At 63.1% G+C, this 15498-nt stretch carries 16 protein-coding genes; 10 read left to right on the top strand and 6 right to left on the bottom strand.

All coding sequences use genetic code 11. From position 1 onward, the window contains the following. Positions 1–2: 2 nt before the first annotated feature. Positions 3–308 carry a DUF6476 family protein gene (locus tag ACXAHG_RS05435; protein WP_475044451.1) on the bottom strand — a complete coding sequence of 102 codons (306 nt, stop codon included), beginning with the start codon at positions 306–308 and terminating at the stop codon, positions 3–5. Here ACXAHG_RS05435 and ACXAHG_RS05430 point away from each other — a divergent pair. The 4 genes from ACXAHG_RS05430 to ACXAHG_RS05415 all read left to right on the top strand — a co-directional run bounded on the left by ACXAHG_RS05430 (position 307) and on the right by ACXAHG_RS05415 (position 4523). Further along, on the top strand, positions 307–1344 hold the full coding sequence (locus ACXAHG_RS05430; protein ID WP_475056298.1) for an RluA family pseudouridine synthase: 1038 nt from the start codon (positions 307–309) through the stop codon (positions 1342–1344). The two genes, ACXAHG_RS05435 and ACXAHG_RS05430, sit on opposite strands and share 2 nt — an antisense overlap. Before the next feature lie 184 nt (positions 1345–1528). Next, entirely contained in the window at positions 1529–2425 is an 897-nt protein-coding gene (gene rpoH / locus ACXAHG_RS05425; RefSeq protein WP_475044448.1) for an RNA polymerase sigma factor RpoH, read from the top strand. Between the two features lie 513 nt (positions 2426–2938). Then, entirely contained in the window at positions 2939–3208 is a 270-nt protein-coding gene (locus ACXAHG_RS05420) for a DksA/TraR family C4-type zinc finger protein (RefSeq protein ID WP_475044446.1), read from the top strand. 193 nt (positions 3209–3401) lie between these two features. Next, complete coding sequence (locus ACXAHG_RS05415) at positions 3402–4523, top strand: serine/threonine protein kinase (RefSeq protein ID WP_475044444.1); 1122 nt, start codon at positions 3402–3404, stop codon at positions 4521–4523. A gap of 65 nt (positions 4524–4588) precedes the next feature. Here the strand turns inward: ACXAHG_RS05415 and ACXAHG_RS05410 are convergent, their stop codons facing one another. The 4 genes from ACXAHG_RS05410 to ACXAHG_RS05395 form a co-directional block, all read right to left on the bottom strand. Then, the gene (locus ACXAHG_RS05410; protein ID WP_475056296.1) at positions 4589–5092 is read right to left on the bottom strand and encodes a GNAT family N-acetyltransferase; all 504 of its coding nucleotides are present in this window, start codon (positions 5090–5092) and stop codon (positions 4589–4591) included. Next, a complete protein-coding gene (locus ACXAHG_RS05405; RefSeq protein ID WP_475056295.1) occupies positions 5092–6912 on the bottom strand; it encodes a M3 family oligoendopeptidase in 1821 nt (606 codons plus the stop codon). Before ACXAHG_RS05405 ends, ACXAHG_RS05410 begins: the two co-directional genes overlap by 1 nt. Before the next feature lie 149 nt (positions 6913–7061). After that, positions 7062–8024 carry an alpha/beta hydrolase gene (locus ACXAHG_RS05400; protein WP_475056294.1) on the bottom strand — a complete coding sequence of 321 codons (963 nt, stop codon included), beginning with the start codon at positions 8022–8024 and terminating at the stop codon, positions 7062–7064. Further along, positions 8024–8314 carry an SCP2 sterol-binding domain-containing protein gene (locus ACXAHG_RS05395; protein WP_475056293.1) on the bottom strand — a complete coding sequence of 97 codons (291 nt, stop codon included), beginning with the start codon at positions 8312–8314 and terminating at the stop codon, positions 8024–8026. The genes ACXAHG_RS05400 and ACXAHG_RS05395 overlap by 1 nt, the downstream gene beginning before the upstream one ends. Before the next feature lie 101 nt (positions 8315–8415). Between ACXAHG_RS05395 and ACXAHG_RS05390 the strand changes: the two genes are divergently transcribed. The 5 genes from ACXAHG_RS05390 (at position 8416) to ACXAHG_RS05370 (ending at position 13504) form a co-directional block, all read left to right on the top strand. Next, positions 8416–8982, top strand: a complete 567-nt coding sequence (locus ACXAHG_RS05390) for a tetratricopeptide repeat protein (RefSeq protein ID WP_475044436.1) — start codon at positions 8416–8418, stop codon at positions 8980–8982. A 28-nt stretch (positions 8983–9010) separates the two neighbouring features. Continuing rightward, the gene (locus ACXAHG_RS05385) at positions 9011–11911 is read left to right on the top strand and encodes a helicase-related protein (RefSeq protein ID WP_475056291.1); all 2901 of its coding nucleotides are present in this window, start codon (positions 9011–9013) and stop codon (positions 11909–11911) included. A 7-nt stretch (positions 11912–11918) separates the two neighbouring features. Further along, positions 11919–12293, top strand: coding sequence for an RNA-binding S4 domain-containing protein (locus ACXAHG_RS05380; RefSeq protein ID WP_475056290.1), 375 nt, complete (start codon positions 11919–11921; stop codon positions 12291–12293). A gap of 62 nt (positions 12294–12355) precedes the next feature. Further along, positions 12356–12694 (top strand): ferredoxin FdxA, encoded by a 339-nt coding sequence (gene fdxA, locus ACXAHG_RS05375; RefSeq protein WP_019294695.1) that lies wholly within the window; start codon positions 12356–12358, stop codon positions 12692–12694. A gap of 300 nt (positions 12695–12994) precedes the next feature. Next, positions 12995–13504, top strand: coding sequence for a CarD family transcriptional regulator (locus ACXAHG_RS05370; protein WP_019294694.1), 510 nt, complete (start codon positions 12995–12997; stop codon positions 13502–13504). A 71-nt stretch (positions 13505–13575) separates the two neighbouring features. On the opposite strand, the gene ACXAHG_RS05365 is transcribed toward ACXAHG_RS05370, so the two are convergent. Continuing rightward, positions 13576–14334 (bottom strand): adenosylcobinamide-GDP ribazoletransferase, encoded by a 759-nt coding sequence (locus ACXAHG_RS05365; protein WP_475056288.1) that lies wholly within the window; start codon positions 14332–14334, stop codon positions 13576–13578. A 100-nt stretch (positions 14335–14434) separates the two neighbouring features. Here ACXAHG_RS05365 and cobT point away from each other — a divergent pair, with 100 nt between their 5' ends. After that, complete coding sequence (gene cobT, locus ACXAHG_RS05360) at positions 14435–15451, top strand: nicotinate-nucleotide--dimethylbenzimidazole phosphoribosyltransferase (RefSeq protein WP_475044429.1); 1017 nt, start codon at positions 14435–14437, stop codon at positions 15449–15451. The last annotated feature ends 47 nt before the right edge of the window (positions 15452–15498 follow it).

Here is a 15498-nt window from a genome sequence, read left to right as displayed (position 1 = left end):
GCCTATTGCTGGATCTGAACTTCCTGGCGCAGCGCACCGGTCTCGCGGTCAAAGATCAGTATGCGGTTGTCCCGGCTGACGACTGCAATCCAGCCGCGCCCCAGTGTCACCGCATCGGCCTCCACCCCCGCAGGCAGGGTGATTTCCGCGGGCAGCGGCGCATCGCCGGACTGCAAGCGGATGACAAGCAGCGAGATAATCACTACAAGCCCGCCAATCATCACCACGGTCAGCGTGGTCACCAGCCGCCGCAGGAACCGGATCTGCGGCGGTTCCACATTGGTTTCGGTCTCGGAAGGATCAGTCATGGGCAGCCGCCGGATTGAGTTTGTCATCGCGGAAAACCCGCCTAAGCGGCTTGATAAAGCGGTTTCGCGCGATGTGCCAGAGGAGGCGTCGCTGTCGCGCACCCGGCTGGCGCGGCTGATCGATGAGGGCGCGCTGATGGTGGACGGCATCGTGGTGCAGGACGCCAAGGCGCGCGTCGCAGAGGGCGCGCAGATCGCCATCGAGGTGGAAGAGGCCGAGGACAGCCATATTGGCCCTGAGGATATTCCGCTGAAAATCGTCTATGAGGACGAGGATCTGATTGTCATCAACAAGCCCGCGGGCATGGTGGTGCATCCGGCGCCGGGTTCGCCCTCGGGCACTTTGGTCAACGCGCTGCTGCACCATTTCGGCGGCAATCTGTCGGGCGTGGGCGGGGTCAAACGCCCCGGCATCGTGCACCGCATCGACAAGGAGACCAGCGGCCTCCTGGTGGTGGCCAAGTCCGACGCCGCCCACCAGGGGCTGGCAGCGCAATTCGAGAAACACACGGTTGAGCGCTACTACCAGGCCGTTTGCTACGGTGTGCCGGACGGCAACGACCCGCGCCTGCGCGGCGTTAAGGGCGCCAGTTTCGAGCCTGGCAATATCCTCAAGCTCACCACCCAGCTGGCCCGCCACAAGACCGACCGCCAGAAGCAGGCGGTGCTGTTCCAGGGCGGCCGCCATGCGGTGACCCGCGCGCGCATCATTGAAAGCTTTGGCAACCCGCCCTGCGCTGCGCTGATCGAATGCTGGCTGGAGACCGGCCGGACCCACCAGATCCGGGTGCATATGGCCCATGCCGGGCACGGGCTGATCGGCGACCCCACCTATGGCGGCCGCCGCAAGCTGGCCGCCAAGGCGCTGAATGAAGCCGGGCAGGCAGCAGTGCAGGCTTTCCCGCGCCAGGCGCTTCATGCTGCGGTGCTGGGCTTTGACCACCCTGTTAGCGGCGAAGCGCTGCGCTTTGAGGCGCCGCTGCCGCCGGACATGGCGGATCTCCTAACAGCTTTGCGGAACGAAACCGCGCAGTGACGGTGCCGGAACATCCCCGGTAAACTACCAGCAAATCAGCGTGTTCCTGCCTGTGATGCAATTCACAGACGAAATGAGTCGGGCTAAACTAGAAGAATTCCCTGTGTGGTCCTTGAAAAGGATTTGGCGCTAACACATATGCGCTGATGTTAAGTCCTTATACATTTTGGGAGGGACACTTTATATGGCGAATTATGCAAACCTGCCTGCCCCGACACCGGAAGGCGGCCTGAACCGGTATCTCCAGGAAATCCGCAAGTTTCCGCTTTTGGAGCCGGAAGAGGAATACATGCTGGCCAAGCGCTGGGTCGAGGAGCAGGATGCGCAGTCTGCCCACAAGATGGTCACGTCCCATCTGCGGCTCGCGGCCAAGATCGCCATGGGTTACCGCGGCTATGGCCTGCCGCAGGCCGAAGTGATCTCTGAGGCCAACGTCGGCCTGATGCAGGCGGTGAAGCGTTTTGACCCGGAAAAGGGCTTCCGCCTGGCAACTTATGCCATGTGGTGGATCCGCGCCTCGATCCAGGAATATATCCTGCGGTCCTGGTCGCTGGTCAAACTGGGCACCACCTCGGCGCAGAAGAAACTGTTCTTCAACCTGCGTAAAGCCAAAGCCCGCATCGGCGCGCTGGAGGAGGGCGACCTGCGCCCGGAAAACGTCGCGCAGATCGCCAACGACCTTGGCGTGACCGAGGATGAGGTGATCTCGATGAACCGCCGTATGTCCGGCGGCGATGCCTCGCTCAATGCCACCGTCGGATCCGAGGGCGAGGGCACCATGCAATGGCAGGACTGGCTCGAGGATGAAGACGCCGACCAGGCTGGCGACTATGAAGCCCGTGATGAGCTGGAAGCCCGCCGCGAGCTGCTGACTGCTGCGCTGGACGTGCTGAACGACCGCGAAAAGGACATTCTCACCCAGCGCCGCCTGATGGATCAGGCGGTGACGCTGGAGGAGCTCAGCACGCAGTACAATGTCAGCCGCGAACGCATCCGCCAGATCGAGGTGCGGGCGTTTGAAAAGCTGCAGAAGAAGATGCGCGAGCTGGCGATGGAAAAAGGCATGCTGACCGGCGCCTGATCCGGTACGCAATAGAACGAATGAAAGGCGGTGCAGTGCACCGCCTTTTTTGTCACCTGACAATGATGCTGGCTTTACGGCAGTGGTTCTGCCGTAATGTTTCGCGCGCGAAACATTGGGTCAGCGGTGCTGACCTGAACGGCTGGCGGATACTGGCTGTAAACCTGTCTGGCACGGGCCTGGCAAATCGCTGGGTGCGCGGCGGGATAGGGGGCTGGCAGAAACGCTGGCACGGTCGCTTTAGCGCGGCTGGCTGAAATCACTCTGGTTGCTGGCGGTGCTAGCTGTCTGGCTGTCCCGAAGGAGGGCTGGATCGCTGGCTGCTTGCGGCCTGGTGATTCTGGCTTGCTTGCAATTTCTGTATTCTGTTTATGCAGTCTGCGGGTGCAGGTCAATGGAAAATGTAATGAAATCAAATAGTTGATAGATTTACTCGGATATTGCCGCAATGCCGGGCTGGCCAGGGCGCCGGCGCGGGATTAAACTCAGGTCTCTGGCACAGGAGGAGGAGCCATGGCAGGCGGCTGGGCGCAGGACGGCGCGGTGAATGAACAGATCGAAGCCTCGATCAATGACGAGCTGGCGCGGATGAAGGCCGTGAGGCGCCCCGTCGGCGAAAGCCTGACCCATTGCGCTGAATGTGAGGAGCCGATCCCGGAGAAACGCCGCATTGCTCTTCCCGGCGTCAAGCTCTGCATCGACTGCCAGCAGGAACGCGACGGCGCCCAACAGGCGCGCGGCGGCATCAACCGGCGCGGCTCCAAGGACAGCCAGCTGAAATGACGCAAGCCTCTGCTGCGTCTGAATCGTCTTCCCCGCACCTCCTTTGGCTGCTATATCGGGCGCCGGGCTCACAGGCGATGGCGTCGCTGGAGAGCGGTTTGCTCTCGCCCAAAACCCACGCTCCTGTACGCCGGGACTTTCAATCGGGAGATTGAAGGCCCCGCCTTGTCTCCCAGAAAATGAGGAGGCATCCATGGCCTGGTCGCCGGAAAAAACCGAAGTCAAAAGCTGGAACGAATGGGACACGCTGCGCCATGTGATCGTGGGGCGTGCGGATGATTGCCACATCCCGCCGGAAGAGCCCGCGCTGGATGCCAAGGTGCCGGAAGACAGCGACATGCGCGGCCAGTGGGGCCGCCGCCCGCAGGAAACCATCGACCGCGCCAATGAGCTGCTGGACAATTTCGCCGATCAGCTGCGCGGCCGCGGCATCCGTGTCGACCGTCCGGTCTCAATCGACCATGCGCAGCCCGTCACCACGCCGGATTTCCACACCGACAGCCAATTCGGCTGCATGCCGCCACGCGACGTGCTGCTGACTGTCGGCCATGAGATGCTGGAAGCGACCATGTCCTACCGCTGCCGCTGGTTCGAGTACCTGAACTACCGGCCGCTGCTGAAGCAGTACTGGGAGGAAGATCCGAACTTCCGGCACGAGGCAGCCCCCAAGCCACGCCTCACGGATGCGGATTACCACCCGGATTACCTCAGCGACAAGATTGGCGAGGCCAAGCGGCTGGAATGGGCGGCGGAGAAGTTTTTTGTCACCACCGAGGAAGAACCCTTGTTCGACGCCGCCGACGTGCTGCGCTTTGGCAAGGACCTGGTGGTGCAGCATGGTTTCACCACCAACCTCAAAGGCATCGAATGGCTGCGCCGCCACTTCCCGGATCACCGCGTGCATACGGTGAATTTCCCGGGCGACCCGTACCCGATCCACATTGACGCCACCTTCACCCCGCTGCGCCCGGGGCTGATCCTGAACAACCCGCAGCGCCGCCTGCCGGATGAGCAGCGCGAGATGTTCAACAAGAACGGCTGGGACATTGTTGATGCGGCGCAGCCCGCCCACAACACCCCGCCGCCGCTGTGCTATTCCTCGACCTGGCTGTCGATGAATGTGCTGGTTCTGGACCCCAAAACCGTCTGCGTCGAGAAATCCGAGGTCTACCAGGCGGAGCAGATGGACAAGCTGGGTATGGAAGTGGTCGAGGTCGAGCTGCGCGACGCCTATGCCTTTGGCGGCGGCTTGCACTGCTGCACGGCGGATGTTTACCGCGACGGCGACTGCGAGGACTACTTCCCGCATCAGTAAGGCCCGTTAGGCCCCCCCCGCGCCGTTTCCCGGCGCGGGAAACGGCTAGGAAAACACGTGTTTTCCTAGCCGGAATTTTCGCAAAATTCCGGCTGCCCGGCGAGAGCCATCCGCAGAACATATTGCGGGCCGGCGATCCCATGCGTGTTGATGCCGCCGGTGTCCTCAAATCCGCCCCTGCGGTAGCAGCGGATGGCGCCAAGGTTCTGCATGTTGACCGTCAGCACAACCGCGCACCGGCCCGGATAGTGCGCAGGCAGATAGGCTTTCAGAGCGGCCACCGCAGCCGTGGCATAGCCTTTGCCCTGTTCATCGCGATCAATCATGAAAGCGCGCAGGCCCAGCTCATCCGCTGCGGCAAAGCTGTAGGTCTCATGATACAGCCGGTCGATCTTGAAGAACCCCACAGCGCGGGAGCCGTCGAGGATGGCATGAAAATCCACGCCCTCCTCATTTTCCTGGAACGCCTGCGTCACGGTGCCGGAGTAGCGGACCTGGTCTGCCTCCACTTGAATGCGGGAGACCAGGTCAAACTCACTGCGGGCAACCGGGCGCAGGGAGAGAGGCATCAGTCCTCCATCGCTTCCAGTTCGTCAATGAAGCCGGAGATCATGGAAAGACCCTTGCCCCAGAACTTGGGGTCGGTGGCATCGAGGCCGAAGGGGGCCAGCAGTTCCTTGTGGTGCTTGGAGCCGCCTGCCTTGAGCATCTCGAAATACTTGTCCTCGAAACCCTCAGCGCCTGAGGCGTAGACCGAGTAGAGCGCGTTCACCAACCCGTCGCCGAAGGCATAGGCGTAGACGTAGAAGGGCGAGTGCACGAAGTGGGGGATATAGGCCCAGAAGGTCTCGTAGCCCTCCATGTACTCAAACGCCTCGCCCAGCGACTCAGCCTGCACCGACATCCAGATGGCGTTGATGTCATCCGGGGTCAGCTCGCCCTCGGCGCGGGCGGCGTGCAGTTTGCATTCAAAGTCATAAAAGGCGATCTGGCGCACAACCGTGTTGATCATGTCCTCGACCTTGCCGGCCAGCAGCACCTTGCGCTGCTCCTTGGATTCGGCCTTGTCGAGCATCTTGCGGAAGGTGAGCATTTCGCCAAAGACAGACGCGGTTTCCGCCAGAGTCAGCGGGGTGGAGGAGAGCATTTCGCCCTGTTCCGCCGCCAGCACCTGGTGCACGCCGTGGCCCAGCTCATGCGCCAGTGTCATCACGTCGCGCGGCTTGCCCAGGTAGTTCAGCATCACGTAAGGATGCACGTTGGTGACGGTGGGGTGGGCAAAGGCGCCGGGCGCCTTGCCGGGTTTCACGCCGGCGTCGATCCAGCCATCGGAGAAAAACGGTGCGGCGATCTCGCCCATGCGGGGATCAAAGGCGTTATAGGCCTCCATCACGGTCTTTTCGGCATCTGCCCAGCTGACGACCGAGGTGTCCTCCAGCGGCAGCGGTGCGTTGCGGTCCCAGACCTGCATCACGTCGAGGCCCAGCCATTTGCGCTTCAGCTCGTAGTAGCGGTGGGAGAGCTTGGGGTAGGCGGCAACAACCGCCTCGCGCAGGGCTTCGACCACCTCGGGCTCCACATCGTTGGACAGATGGCGGCCGGTTTGCGGGCTGGGCATGCCGCGCCAGCGGTCGATGATTTCCTTTTCCTTGGCTTGCGTGTTGTGGACGCGGGCAAAGGTCTTGATGTTCTCGCCGAACACACGCGCCAGCTCGCGGGCGGCAGCCTCGCGTTTGGAGCGGTCCTGTTCGGTCAGCAGGTTCAGGGTGCCCTCGATGTTCAGCTCTTCGCCATCCACGGTGAAGGTGAGGCCTGCAATGGTCTCGTCAAACAGCTTTTCCCAGGCGTCGCCGACGATGCCCAGGTCGTGCATGAACCGCTCCAGCTCGTCCGACAGCTGGTAAGGCTTCATTGCACGGATGCGGCGGAACACGCTGTCATAGCGCGCCAGTTCAGCGTTGGCGGCCAGATGCGAGTCCATCACGCTGTCGTCGATCCGGTTCAGTTCCAGCGTGAAGAACACCAGCGGGGTGGTGGAAATGGTCACCTTTTCCTGGCAGTCGGACAGAAAGGCCGCGCGGCCGGCGTCGGTGGTCAGCTGGTAGTAACGCAGGCCCGCAAAGGACATGATGCGGCCGGCGATGTTGTTGATCTTCTCATTGCGCTGCACGCAGGTCAGCAGGCCGTCCGCATCCAGATCCGCCAGCTTGCCCTCGTAATCGGCGGCAAAGGCGGCGCATTCCTCTTGCAGCCAGTCCAGGTCGCGGGCCAGTTCGGGGGCGTCCTCAGACGCATAGAGATCGCTGAGATCCCATTCCGGCAGGTTGCCAAGGCCGCCGGAACCGGCAGTGGCGTTTGCGTCGCGGACGGGGAAGGGAAGCTGGAACATGGGGGCTCCTGTCATGAAAAATGCGTTGACCCAACATCTAAGGGCGGGCTTCAGGGATCACAAGCCGAGGGTCGCGGAACCGGGAGAGAATGACAGATGCAGGTAAGAACGGGGTAAATGCAGCGTACGCCGCAGAGGCAACGGCGGGGTCAGCCGCGGTGCTGCTCGAAAAGGCGGCACATGCTGTTGAAAACGTGCTCCCGGATTTCCGGGGTTTCCATCATCACCTCGTGCTGGCCGCCCTTGATCAGGTCCAGTTCGCCGCCGGGCCAGCGGTTCATGCGATCGTGGATGGCGTCCGTGTTGACGATCTGTTCATCCGAGCCAAGGAAGGTGATGCAGGGCAGGGCGGGCGAGGATTGTTCCGCCAGCCAGGCGCATTCCTGCAGGCTGACGCGCAGCCATTGGATGGTCGGCCCGCCAAGCGCCAGATCGGGCTGCGCCGCCAGCTGCGCGTGCATCATCCGGTACATATCGGCATCGGTAGTCAGAGTGTTGCCCTCAAACGGGGTGATCTGCACGTATTGGTCCAGCGCCGTTGTCGGCAGCAGCAGCTTATCCAGATGCAGATAGGGGGCAATACCGCCTAGCAAACTGGCAAAAGGGCGCAGCAGCGGCGGGATCTGGATGCCCCACATCGGACCGGTGAAGCAGCAGGCCTTGACCTTCAGCCCCTGCATCACCGCGCGCAGGCCGATGGCGCCGCCCATGGAGTGGCCCACAAGGAACCAGGGTTTGGGAAGCTCCAGCTGTTCTGCCAGCCGGATCAGGGCCTGGACGTCCTTTTGAAAGTCGGTGAAGTCTTCAACATGGCCCAGGCGGCGCTCTGCCAGCATCCGGTCTGCCAAACCCTGGCCGCGCCAGTCCACAGTGAGTGTGGCAAAGCCGCGGTCTGCGAACTCCGCCGCGGCCAGGCCGTATTTCTCGACATATTCGGTGCGCCCGGGGAACAGCAGGACAGTGCCCTGTGCCGCGCCTTCGGGGCGCCAGTGGCCCGCGCGGATGCGCAGGCCGTCAGAGGCTTGCACCCAATGGGCCTGGCCGCCCGCAGGCCCCTGGGCGATATCCGCGAACAGGGGGGCGGGCTGCAGGTCCATTTGGGCGCCGTCCATCAGGACAAGGCCGATGCAAGTTTCATCGCGGTGCCCATGTCGCCGTCAATGGTCAGCTTGCCCGACATGAAGGCGGCGGTGGGGTTCAGGTCGCCCTCCAGGATCGACTGGAACGTATCGGCGTCCGCAGTCATGGTCACATCGGCGTCTTCGTCGCTGACCCGCGCGCCGTCGCTGTCCAGCACGATGGCGCCCAGGCCCTCGATCTCGAACTTGGCGGACGCGTCAAAGGCGCCTGCGTCCAGCTTTTCGTTCAGGGCCTCTGCTGCCTGTCCAAGGGTATCGCTCATATCGGTCCTCAATCTGCTTTGCGCGCTTCATAGCACAAACCTGTGAAGCATTTGCATCCAATACTGGAAAATGCCGCGCGCGGGATTACACTGGGGGCATCATGCTGGCAATTCACTCAAAGCTCAAAGCTATCGTGGCGGCAACGGCGGTCACAGTCACGTATTCCCTGCCTGCGCAGGTTTCCGCGCAAGCGCTGACTGCTGATGTGCTGCTGCAGGACCTGGCGCAAGCGGCGCCGGCGGAGGCTGCGGCAATAGACCGCGAGTTGCAGGCGCTGTGGGCCAAGAGCGGTTCGCCTGCCATGGATTTGCTGCTGCGGCGGGGGCGTGACGCGATGGAACGGGGCGACCTGCAGGAGGCGGTGGAGCACCTGACCGCGCTGACCGATCACGCGCCGGATTTCGCCCGCGGCTGGTACACACGCGCGCGGGTCTATTTCGAGATCGGGCTTTATGGCCCGTCGGTTGCGGATCTGGAGCGGTCACTGGCGCTCAATCCGCAGGACTACAACGCGATCTATGCGCTGGGCGTGGTGTTTGAGCAGTTCCGACAGCCGGAACATGCGTATAAGGCCTACCAGCGTGCCAAGGCTATACATCCGCACCACGAGGAAGTAAGCAGCGCCCTCGAACGTCTGAAATCCTCGGTCGAGGGCAGGGAACTGTAAGCCCCGTTGGGGCGCGGGGGCTGAAATCATGGCAAGCGCATCGCGGATCGTGGCCGTCCTGGGCCCGACCAATACCGGCAAAACCCATTATGCAATTGAACGGATGCTGGGCTACCGCACCGGTGTCATGGGCTTTCCGCTGCGGCTTTTAGCGCGGGAGGTCTATGACAAGGTGGTGGCGGCCCGCGGGCCGTCCGTTGTGGCGCTGGTCACCGGTGAGGAGCGCATCGTGCCGCCGCGGGCGCAGTACTGGATCTGCACGGTTGAAGCGATGCCGGAGGGCATGGGCTGCGACTTCCTGGCCATCGACGAGATCCAGCTTTGCGCCGATCCAGAGCGCGGCCATGTGTTCACTGACCGGCTGCTGCGCGCCCGTGGCACCCATGAGACGCTGTTTCTGGGAGCAGACACCATGCGCGGTCCGATTTCAGCGCTGGTGCCCGGTGTTGAATTTGTGCGCCGCGAACGGATGTCCGATTTAGCGTATGCAGGTTCGAAAAAGATAAGCAGGATGCCGCCGCGCACGGCAATCGTCGGGTTTTCTGTTGATAATGTCTATGCGATTGCTGAGCTGATCCGCCGCCAGAAGGGCGGGGCGGCAGTGGTGATGGGGGCGCTGAGCCCACGGACACGCAATGCTCAGGTGGCGCTCTACCAGAATGGCGAGGTCGATTACCTGGTGGCCACCGATGCCATCGGCATGGGGCTCAACCTCGACATCGACCATGTGGCGTTTTCCTCCACCACCAAGTTCGACGGCCGCCGGATGCGCGAACTGGCGCCCAATGAACTGGCGCAGATTGCAGGCCGCGCAGGCCGGGGGATGAGCCAAGGCACCTTTGGCGTCACCGGCGACGCCAGGCCGCTGGACGAGGGCACCGCCTCGGCAATCATGAACCACCAGTTCACGCCGCTGAAGAAGCTGAACTGGCGATCGGCTAACCTGCAGTTCGGCACCGTTGAGGCGCTGATCAACTCGCTCGAATCAAGCCCCTCGAACGAGAACCTGATCAAGGCGCGCGAAGCGGATGACCTTGGCGCGCTGAAGATGCTGTCGCGGGAATCCGCCGTCATCTCGCGCACCACCAACGCGCAATCGGTGAAACTGTTGTGGGATGTCTGCCGGATACCCGATTTCCGCGGTATTTCCCATGCCGAGCACGCCTCGCTTCTGGGGGTGATTTTCGAGCATCTGCACGGCGGCGGGGTGGTGCCGGACGATTGGATGGCTCGCCAGATAAAGCGGATTGACCGCACTGACGGAAACATCGACACATTGTCCAAACGTCTGGCATTTATCCGGACGTGGACATATGTCGCGCAGCGGAATGGCTGGCTGCGTGACGAAAGCCATTGGCGCGGGGAGACGCGCGCTGTAGAAGACAGGTTGTCGGATGCTCTGCATGAGCGGCTGACTCAGCGATTTGTGGACCGGCGCACGTCTGTGCTGTTGCGGCGGCTCAAACAGAAGGAGGCCCTTTTGGCCGAAGTGAATGACAAGGGTGAAGTGACGGTCGAAGGCGAATTCGTCGGCCGTCTGGAGGGGTTCCGGTTCAGCCCGGACAAAGCTGCGCAAGGCACTGAGGCAAAAGCCCTCAAGGCGGCCTCGCTGCAGGCTTTGGCGCCGCAATTCCATCTGCGTGCGGACCGGTTCTATAACGCGCCCGATACCGAGATCGATTTTACCGAACAGGGCGGCCTGATGTGGGGCGAGCATGCGGTGGGCAAGCTGGTTGCCGGCGCCGATGCGCTGAACCCGCAGATCGAGGTGTTTGTAGATGAGGCCGCAGGCCCGGATGTGGCCCAGAAGGTCGAGCGCCGCCTGCTGCATTTCATCACCCGCAAGATCAACGCGCTGTTCGAACCGCTGTTGAACCTGCAGAAGGATGAGGAACTGACCGGCCTCGCGCGCGGTTTTGCTTTCCGCATGGTCGAGAACCTCGGCGTGCTGCCGCGCGCAGGCGTGATGCAGGAGGTCAAGGATCTGGATCAGGATGCTCGCGGTGCGCTGCGCAAGCATGGCATCCGCTTTGGCCAGTTCACCATCTTCATGCCTCTGCTGCTGAAACCGGCGCCGACCCGTCTGCGCTTGGTGCTGTGGTCGCTGGCAAATGGCCTGCAGGACTTTCCCGAGGCACCGCCGCCGGGCCTGGTCACCGTGCCGTCGGTCAAGGACGCGCCCGAAGGCTATGATACCATGTCCGGCTACCGCGCCGCGGGCGAGCGGATGATCCGCATCGACATGCTGGAGCGCCTGGCCGATATGCTGCGTTCCGAGGACAGCCGCGGTGGTTTTGAAGCCAAGGCGGATATGCTGTCGATCACTGGCATGACGCTGGAGCAGTTCGCGGACCTGATGCAGGGTCTGGGCTATAAGGCCGAGAAAGGCGAGCGCGAGAAGGTGAAGCCGGTGGCGGCTGAGCCGGAAGCGAAGCCTGCTGAAGCGGCTGTAGAAGAACCTGCGGCAGAAGAGGCTGCGGCTGAAGCGCCCGCGGCGGAAGCTGCAGAGGCGCCGGCAGAGGTTCCTGCTGAAGACGTGGCTGCCGAAGCACCGGCGACCGAAGCCGAAGCGGCACCTGCGGAAGCGGCAGCAGAAGCCAAATCTGAAGCCCCTGCTGATGCGGAACCGGAAATGGAAGTGTTCTTCACTTTCACCTGGGGTGGCAACCGCGGCGGACGCCAGGGCGGCGGCCAGCGCCAGCAGAACCGCCGCCCGCAGGGCGACGGCAAACCTGGCAGCAAAGGCAAGCCGCGCGGCGCCAAAGGCGGCGACCGCGAGGGCGGCCGGGGCAAGCCGGGCCGCAAGGGCGGACCGCGCCAGGACCAGGGGGCCAAGACCTATTCCGCGCGCCCTGCCAGGAAGGAAAAGCAGATCGACCCGGACAATCCCTTTGCAGCTGCGCTGATGGGGCTGAAACAGGGCGACTGACCCGGCCATGACTGAGGGGGCGCCCAAGATCCGCATTGACAAGTGGCTATGGCATGCGCGGTTCTTCAAGACCCGCAGCCTGGCCGCGAAGCAGGTCAGTGCGGGCCATGTGCGCCTCAATGGCAGCAAGGCGCTGAAACCGGCTCAGAACGTCACCCTTGGTGATGTTCTGACCTTTGCTCAAGGCAATGTGATCCGCGTGGTGCGGGTTGAAGCCATAGGCGAACGCCGCGGACCGGCGCCTGAGGCGCAGGCGCTGTACTTTGATATGACCGAAAAACAGGAAAAAATTCCTGCCAATCCGAAGTTCGAGGGAAAAGGCCGTCCGGACAAAAAAGCCCGCAGGGCGCTTGATCTTACCCGCAAGCCCGAGGGCTTTTGACGCCTTGAAGTGCAGCCGCGTCTGGATTAGCTAGGCGCAAACGGAAAACGGGACTCGGTACAATGACCTATGTCGTGACGGAAAACTGCATTGCCTGCAAATACACCGACTGTGTCGAGGTATGCCCGGTGGATTGCTTCTATGAGGGTGAAAACACCCTGGTGATCCATCCCGACGAATGCATCGACTGCGGCGTTTGCGAACCGGAATGCCCCGCTGACGCGATCCGCCCGGACACTGAGCCGGATATGGACAAATGGGTTGAGTTCAACCGCAAATACGCTGAGCTGTGGCCGGTGATCGTGTCCAAGAAAGACCCGATGCCGGGTTACGAGGAACGCGACGGCGAAGAGGGCAAGATGGAGAAGTATTTCTCTGAGGCGCCTGGCGAAGGCGGCTGATTCTCTGCCGCACGCCGCGATGCCGCAATTGTGCGGAGAAACGCCGCATTATCACGGGATTTTACGAACCCGTGCCAGCAGGCCGCCTTTCGGGCGGCCCTTTTTTATGGTATGATTGAAGCACAAAAGACATAAACAATCGGAGTCCGCCCCCGGCGCACGCCTGCAGCGTTGCGCATTTTGGGCGGTATTTCTGCGGAGAAGATGTCCTGGGGGCTGGTCACGATGAACTGACCGGATCCGGGAGTTTTGTTCGCCATAGTGCCGGTGCCGCCCGGCTGTGAGTGAGGAAAAACCTGTATGACCAAGTCGAAGAAGCTCGAATTCCGCCCCAATGATTACGTGGTCTACCCGGCGCATGGCGTTGGCCAGATCATCTCGATCGAGGAGCAGGAAGTGGCCGGCTTTGCGCTGGAGCTTTTCGTGATCACCTTTGAAAAGGACAAGATGACCCTGCGGGTGCCGACCAACAAGGCCACCGAAGTGGGGATGCGTTCGCTCAGCTCGCCGGACGTGATCGCCCAAGCGATGAAAACGCTCAAGGGCAAGGCCAAGGTGAAGCGCGCCATGTGGTCGCGCCGCGCGCAGGAGTATGAGCAGAAGATCAACTCCGGCGACCTGATCTCAATCGCTGAAGTGGTGCGCGACCTCCACCGCACCGATGATCAGCGCGAGCAGAGCTACTCCGAGCGCCAGTTGTACGAGGCGGCGCTGGAGCGGCTGACCCGCGAAGTGGCTGCCGTGTCCGGCAATGACGAGATCGCAGCCGCCAAGCAGGTGGACGAGGTGCTGACCTCCCGCGCTGCCTGATCCGGCGCTCCGCTTTAAAGTAAAGGCCGTGCCTGCCGGGCGCGGCCTTTTTCGTTGTGAGTGAGCCAGGGTCAGGCGCAGATTGCAAGCAGCGCCAAAAGGCCCGCGATCTCTGCCACTTGCTGCGAGGCGCCTAGAATGTCGCCAGTCTGGCCGCCGATCTTGGCCTTGGCCAGAAGGCCCAGTCCAGCCCCGGCCATGGCCATGGCCAGGGCCATGCCAAGGGCCGCGGCGCCAAGCACAGGCAGTGACAGGCCAATGGCCAGCAGGGCGGCCAGCAAGCAGGGCAGAACGCGGGGGCGGCCTACGGTTTGGGACAATCCGGCACTTCGTGCATTGGGCAGCGACGCCATCAAGGCAGGCATCACCGCGCGGCTCAGCATGGCCAGTGGCGGCAGGATCCAGGGCCCGGCGGTCCCGAAAAGTGCCGCCAGGGCGCTCCAGCGCAGGCCGAAGCCGAGGATCAGCGCGATTACCCCATAGGCGCCAATATGGCTGTCCTTCATGATCTCCAGCCGCCGTTCGCGGGTGAAGCCGCCCCAGAGCCCGTCGGCGGTATCGGCCAGCCCGTCCTCGTGCATGGCGCCGGTCAGCATCACCTGCGCCGCCAGGGCAAGCCCTGCGGCCACCATGGCGGGCAGCCCTGCGGCCAGCGCAAGCGCCGCCAGCAGCGCGGCAGGCAAGGCCACCGCCAGCCCGGCCAGCGGAAAGGCCCAGACTGCCCTGGCCTGACGCTGGAAGGCGTCAACGGGCAGGTGCGGCAGCGGCAGCCGGGTCAGCAGCACCAGTGCCAGCGTCATGTCTTTAGCTTGAATGTCGTTTTTTCGCATCTGCGGGCCTATTGGAGGGCTTGCGGCGTTGCGGCCAGCGGGTAAACAGTCTGCAACCGCTTTATCCGCGTCACCCACTCAGATGCAACGAGGCAATGCCATGCTGCCACAGCTTTCCTCCCTTGATGATTTCCGCGCCGCGCTTGCTGGCGCTCCTGCGCAGGACCAGGCCGCGCTGGATGGTGCCGCCGCGCGCAATACGCAGCTGACTAAGCCGCCGGGAGCACTGGGCCGGCTGGAGGACCTGGCGATCTGGTACGGTGGCTGGCGCCGCAGCGACCGGCCGGAGATCACCGCACCGCAAGTGATCGTCTTTGCCGGCAATCACGGGGTGATGGCGCAGGGGGTCTCGGCCTTTCCGGCAGAAGTGACGGCCCAGATGGTGGTCAACTTTGAGCATGGCGGCGCGGCGATCAACCAGCTGGCCCGGCTGGCTGGTGCCCGCATGGATGTGCATGCGCTGGAGCTGGACCGCCCCACTGCCGATTTTACCCAAGCGCCTGCCATGAGTGCGGACGAACTGCTGACGGCGCTTCAGGCTGGCTGGTCGGCAGTGGACCCCAGTGCCGATTTGCTGGTGGTAGGCGAAATGGGCATTGGCAACACCACCCCTGCGGCGGCGCTGGCCTGTGCGCTGTTTGGCGGCGAAGCCGCAGACTGGACCGGACGCGGCACCGGTGTGGATGATGCCGGCCTTGCAAACAAAACCCGCGTGGTGGCCGAAGGCGTTGCCCTGCACAAGGAGGTAATCCGGGACGGCCTGGACGCGCTGGCTTGCCTGGGCGGGCGCGAGATTGCCGCCATGGCCGGCGCCATCGCCGCAGCGCGGATCCTGCATATTCCGGTCATCCTGGACGGTTTCATCTGCTGCGCTGCCGCAGCCTGCCTGGCGAAGACTGCAGATGGCGCGCTGGACCACGCAGTGGCGGGTCATCAAAGCGCGGAGGGCGCCCATCCGGCGCTGCTGGCGAAGCTGGGCAAGCAGCCGCTGCTGTCGTTGGGCTTGCGGCTGGGAGAGGCCTCTGGCGCGGCGCTGGCGATCCAGGTGCTAAAAGGCGCCATCGCCTGCCACAGCGGCATGGCCACCTTTGCCGAGGCAGGGGTTTCAGACAGCTGAACCTGGCGGCTGTTCTCCGGATCGAATTCTAGGCCCCGGCACTGCGC

The organism is Leisingera sp. ABD4_442 (assembly GCF_056160905.1).
This window is presented reverse-complemented; position numbering and strand designations above follow the sequence as displayed.

Excerpts from the sequence above, each read along its gene's own strand:
- ACXAHG_RS05430 (WP_475056298.1), top strand. The coding sequence starts at position 307 with ATGGGCAGCCGCCGGATTGAGTTTGTCATCGCGGAAAACCCGCCTAAG.
- ACXAHG_RS05435 (WP_475044451.1), bottom strand. The coding sequence starts at position 308 with ATGACTGATCCTTCCGAGACCGAAACCAATGTGGAACCGCCGCAGATC.
- rpoH (WP_475044448.1), top strand. The coding sequence starts at position 1,529 with ATGGCGAATTATGCAAACCTGCCTGCCCCGACACCGGAAGGCGGCCTG.
- ACXAHG_RS05420 (WP_475044446.1), top strand. The coding sequence starts at position 2,939 with ATGGCAGGCGGCTGGGCGCAGGACGGCGCGGTGAATGAACAGATCGAA.
- ACXAHG_RS05415 (WP_475044444.1), top strand. The coding sequence starts at position 3,402 with ATGGCCTGGTCGCCGGAAAAAACCGAAGTCAAAAGCTGGAACGAATGG.
- ACXAHG_RS05410 (WP_475056296.1), bottom strand. The coding sequence starts at position 5,092 with ATGCCTCTCTCCCTGCGCCCGGTTGCCCGCAGTGAGTTTGACCTGGTC.
- ACXAHG_RS05405 (WP_475056295.1), bottom strand. The coding sequence starts at position 6,912 with ATGTTCCAGCTTCCCTTCCCCGTCCGCGACGCAAACGCCACTGCCGGT.
- ACXAHG_RS05400 (WP_475056294.1), bottom strand. The coding sequence starts at position 8,024 with ATGGACGGCGCCCAAATGGACCTGCAGCCCGCCCCCCTGTTCGCGGAT.
- ACXAHG_RS05395 (WP_475056293.1), bottom strand. The coding sequence starts at position 8,314 with ATGAGCGATACCCTTGGACAGGCAGCAGAGGCCCTGAACGAAAAGCTG.
- ACXAHG_RS05390 (WP_475044436.1), top strand. The coding sequence starts at position 8,416 with ATGCTGGCAATTCACTCAAAGCTCAAAGCTATCGTGGCGGCAACGGCG.
- ACXAHG_RS05385 (WP_475056291.1), top strand. The coding sequence starts at position 9,011 with ATGGCAAGCGCATCGCGGATCGTGGCCGTCCTGGGCCCGACCAATACC.
- ACXAHG_RS05380 (WP_475056290.1), top strand. The coding sequence starts at position 11,919 with ATGACTGAGGGGGCGCCCAAGATCCGCATTGACAAGTGGCTATGGCAT.
- fdxA (WP_019294695.1), top strand. The coding sequence starts at position 12,356 with ATGACCTATGTCGTGACGGAAAACTGCATTGCCTGCAAATACACCGAC.
- ACXAHG_RS05370 (WP_019294694.1), top strand. The coding sequence starts at position 12,995 with ATGACCAAGTCGAAGAAGCTCGAATTCCGCCCCAATGATTACGTGGTC.
- ACXAHG_RS05365 (WP_475056288.1), bottom strand. The coding sequence starts at position 14,334 with ATGCGAAAAAACGACATTCAAGCTAAAGACATGACGCTGGCACTGGTG.
- cobT (WP_475044429.1), top strand. The coding sequence starts at position 14,435 with ATGCTGCCACAGCTTTCCTCCCTTGATGATTTCCGCGCCGCGCTTGCT.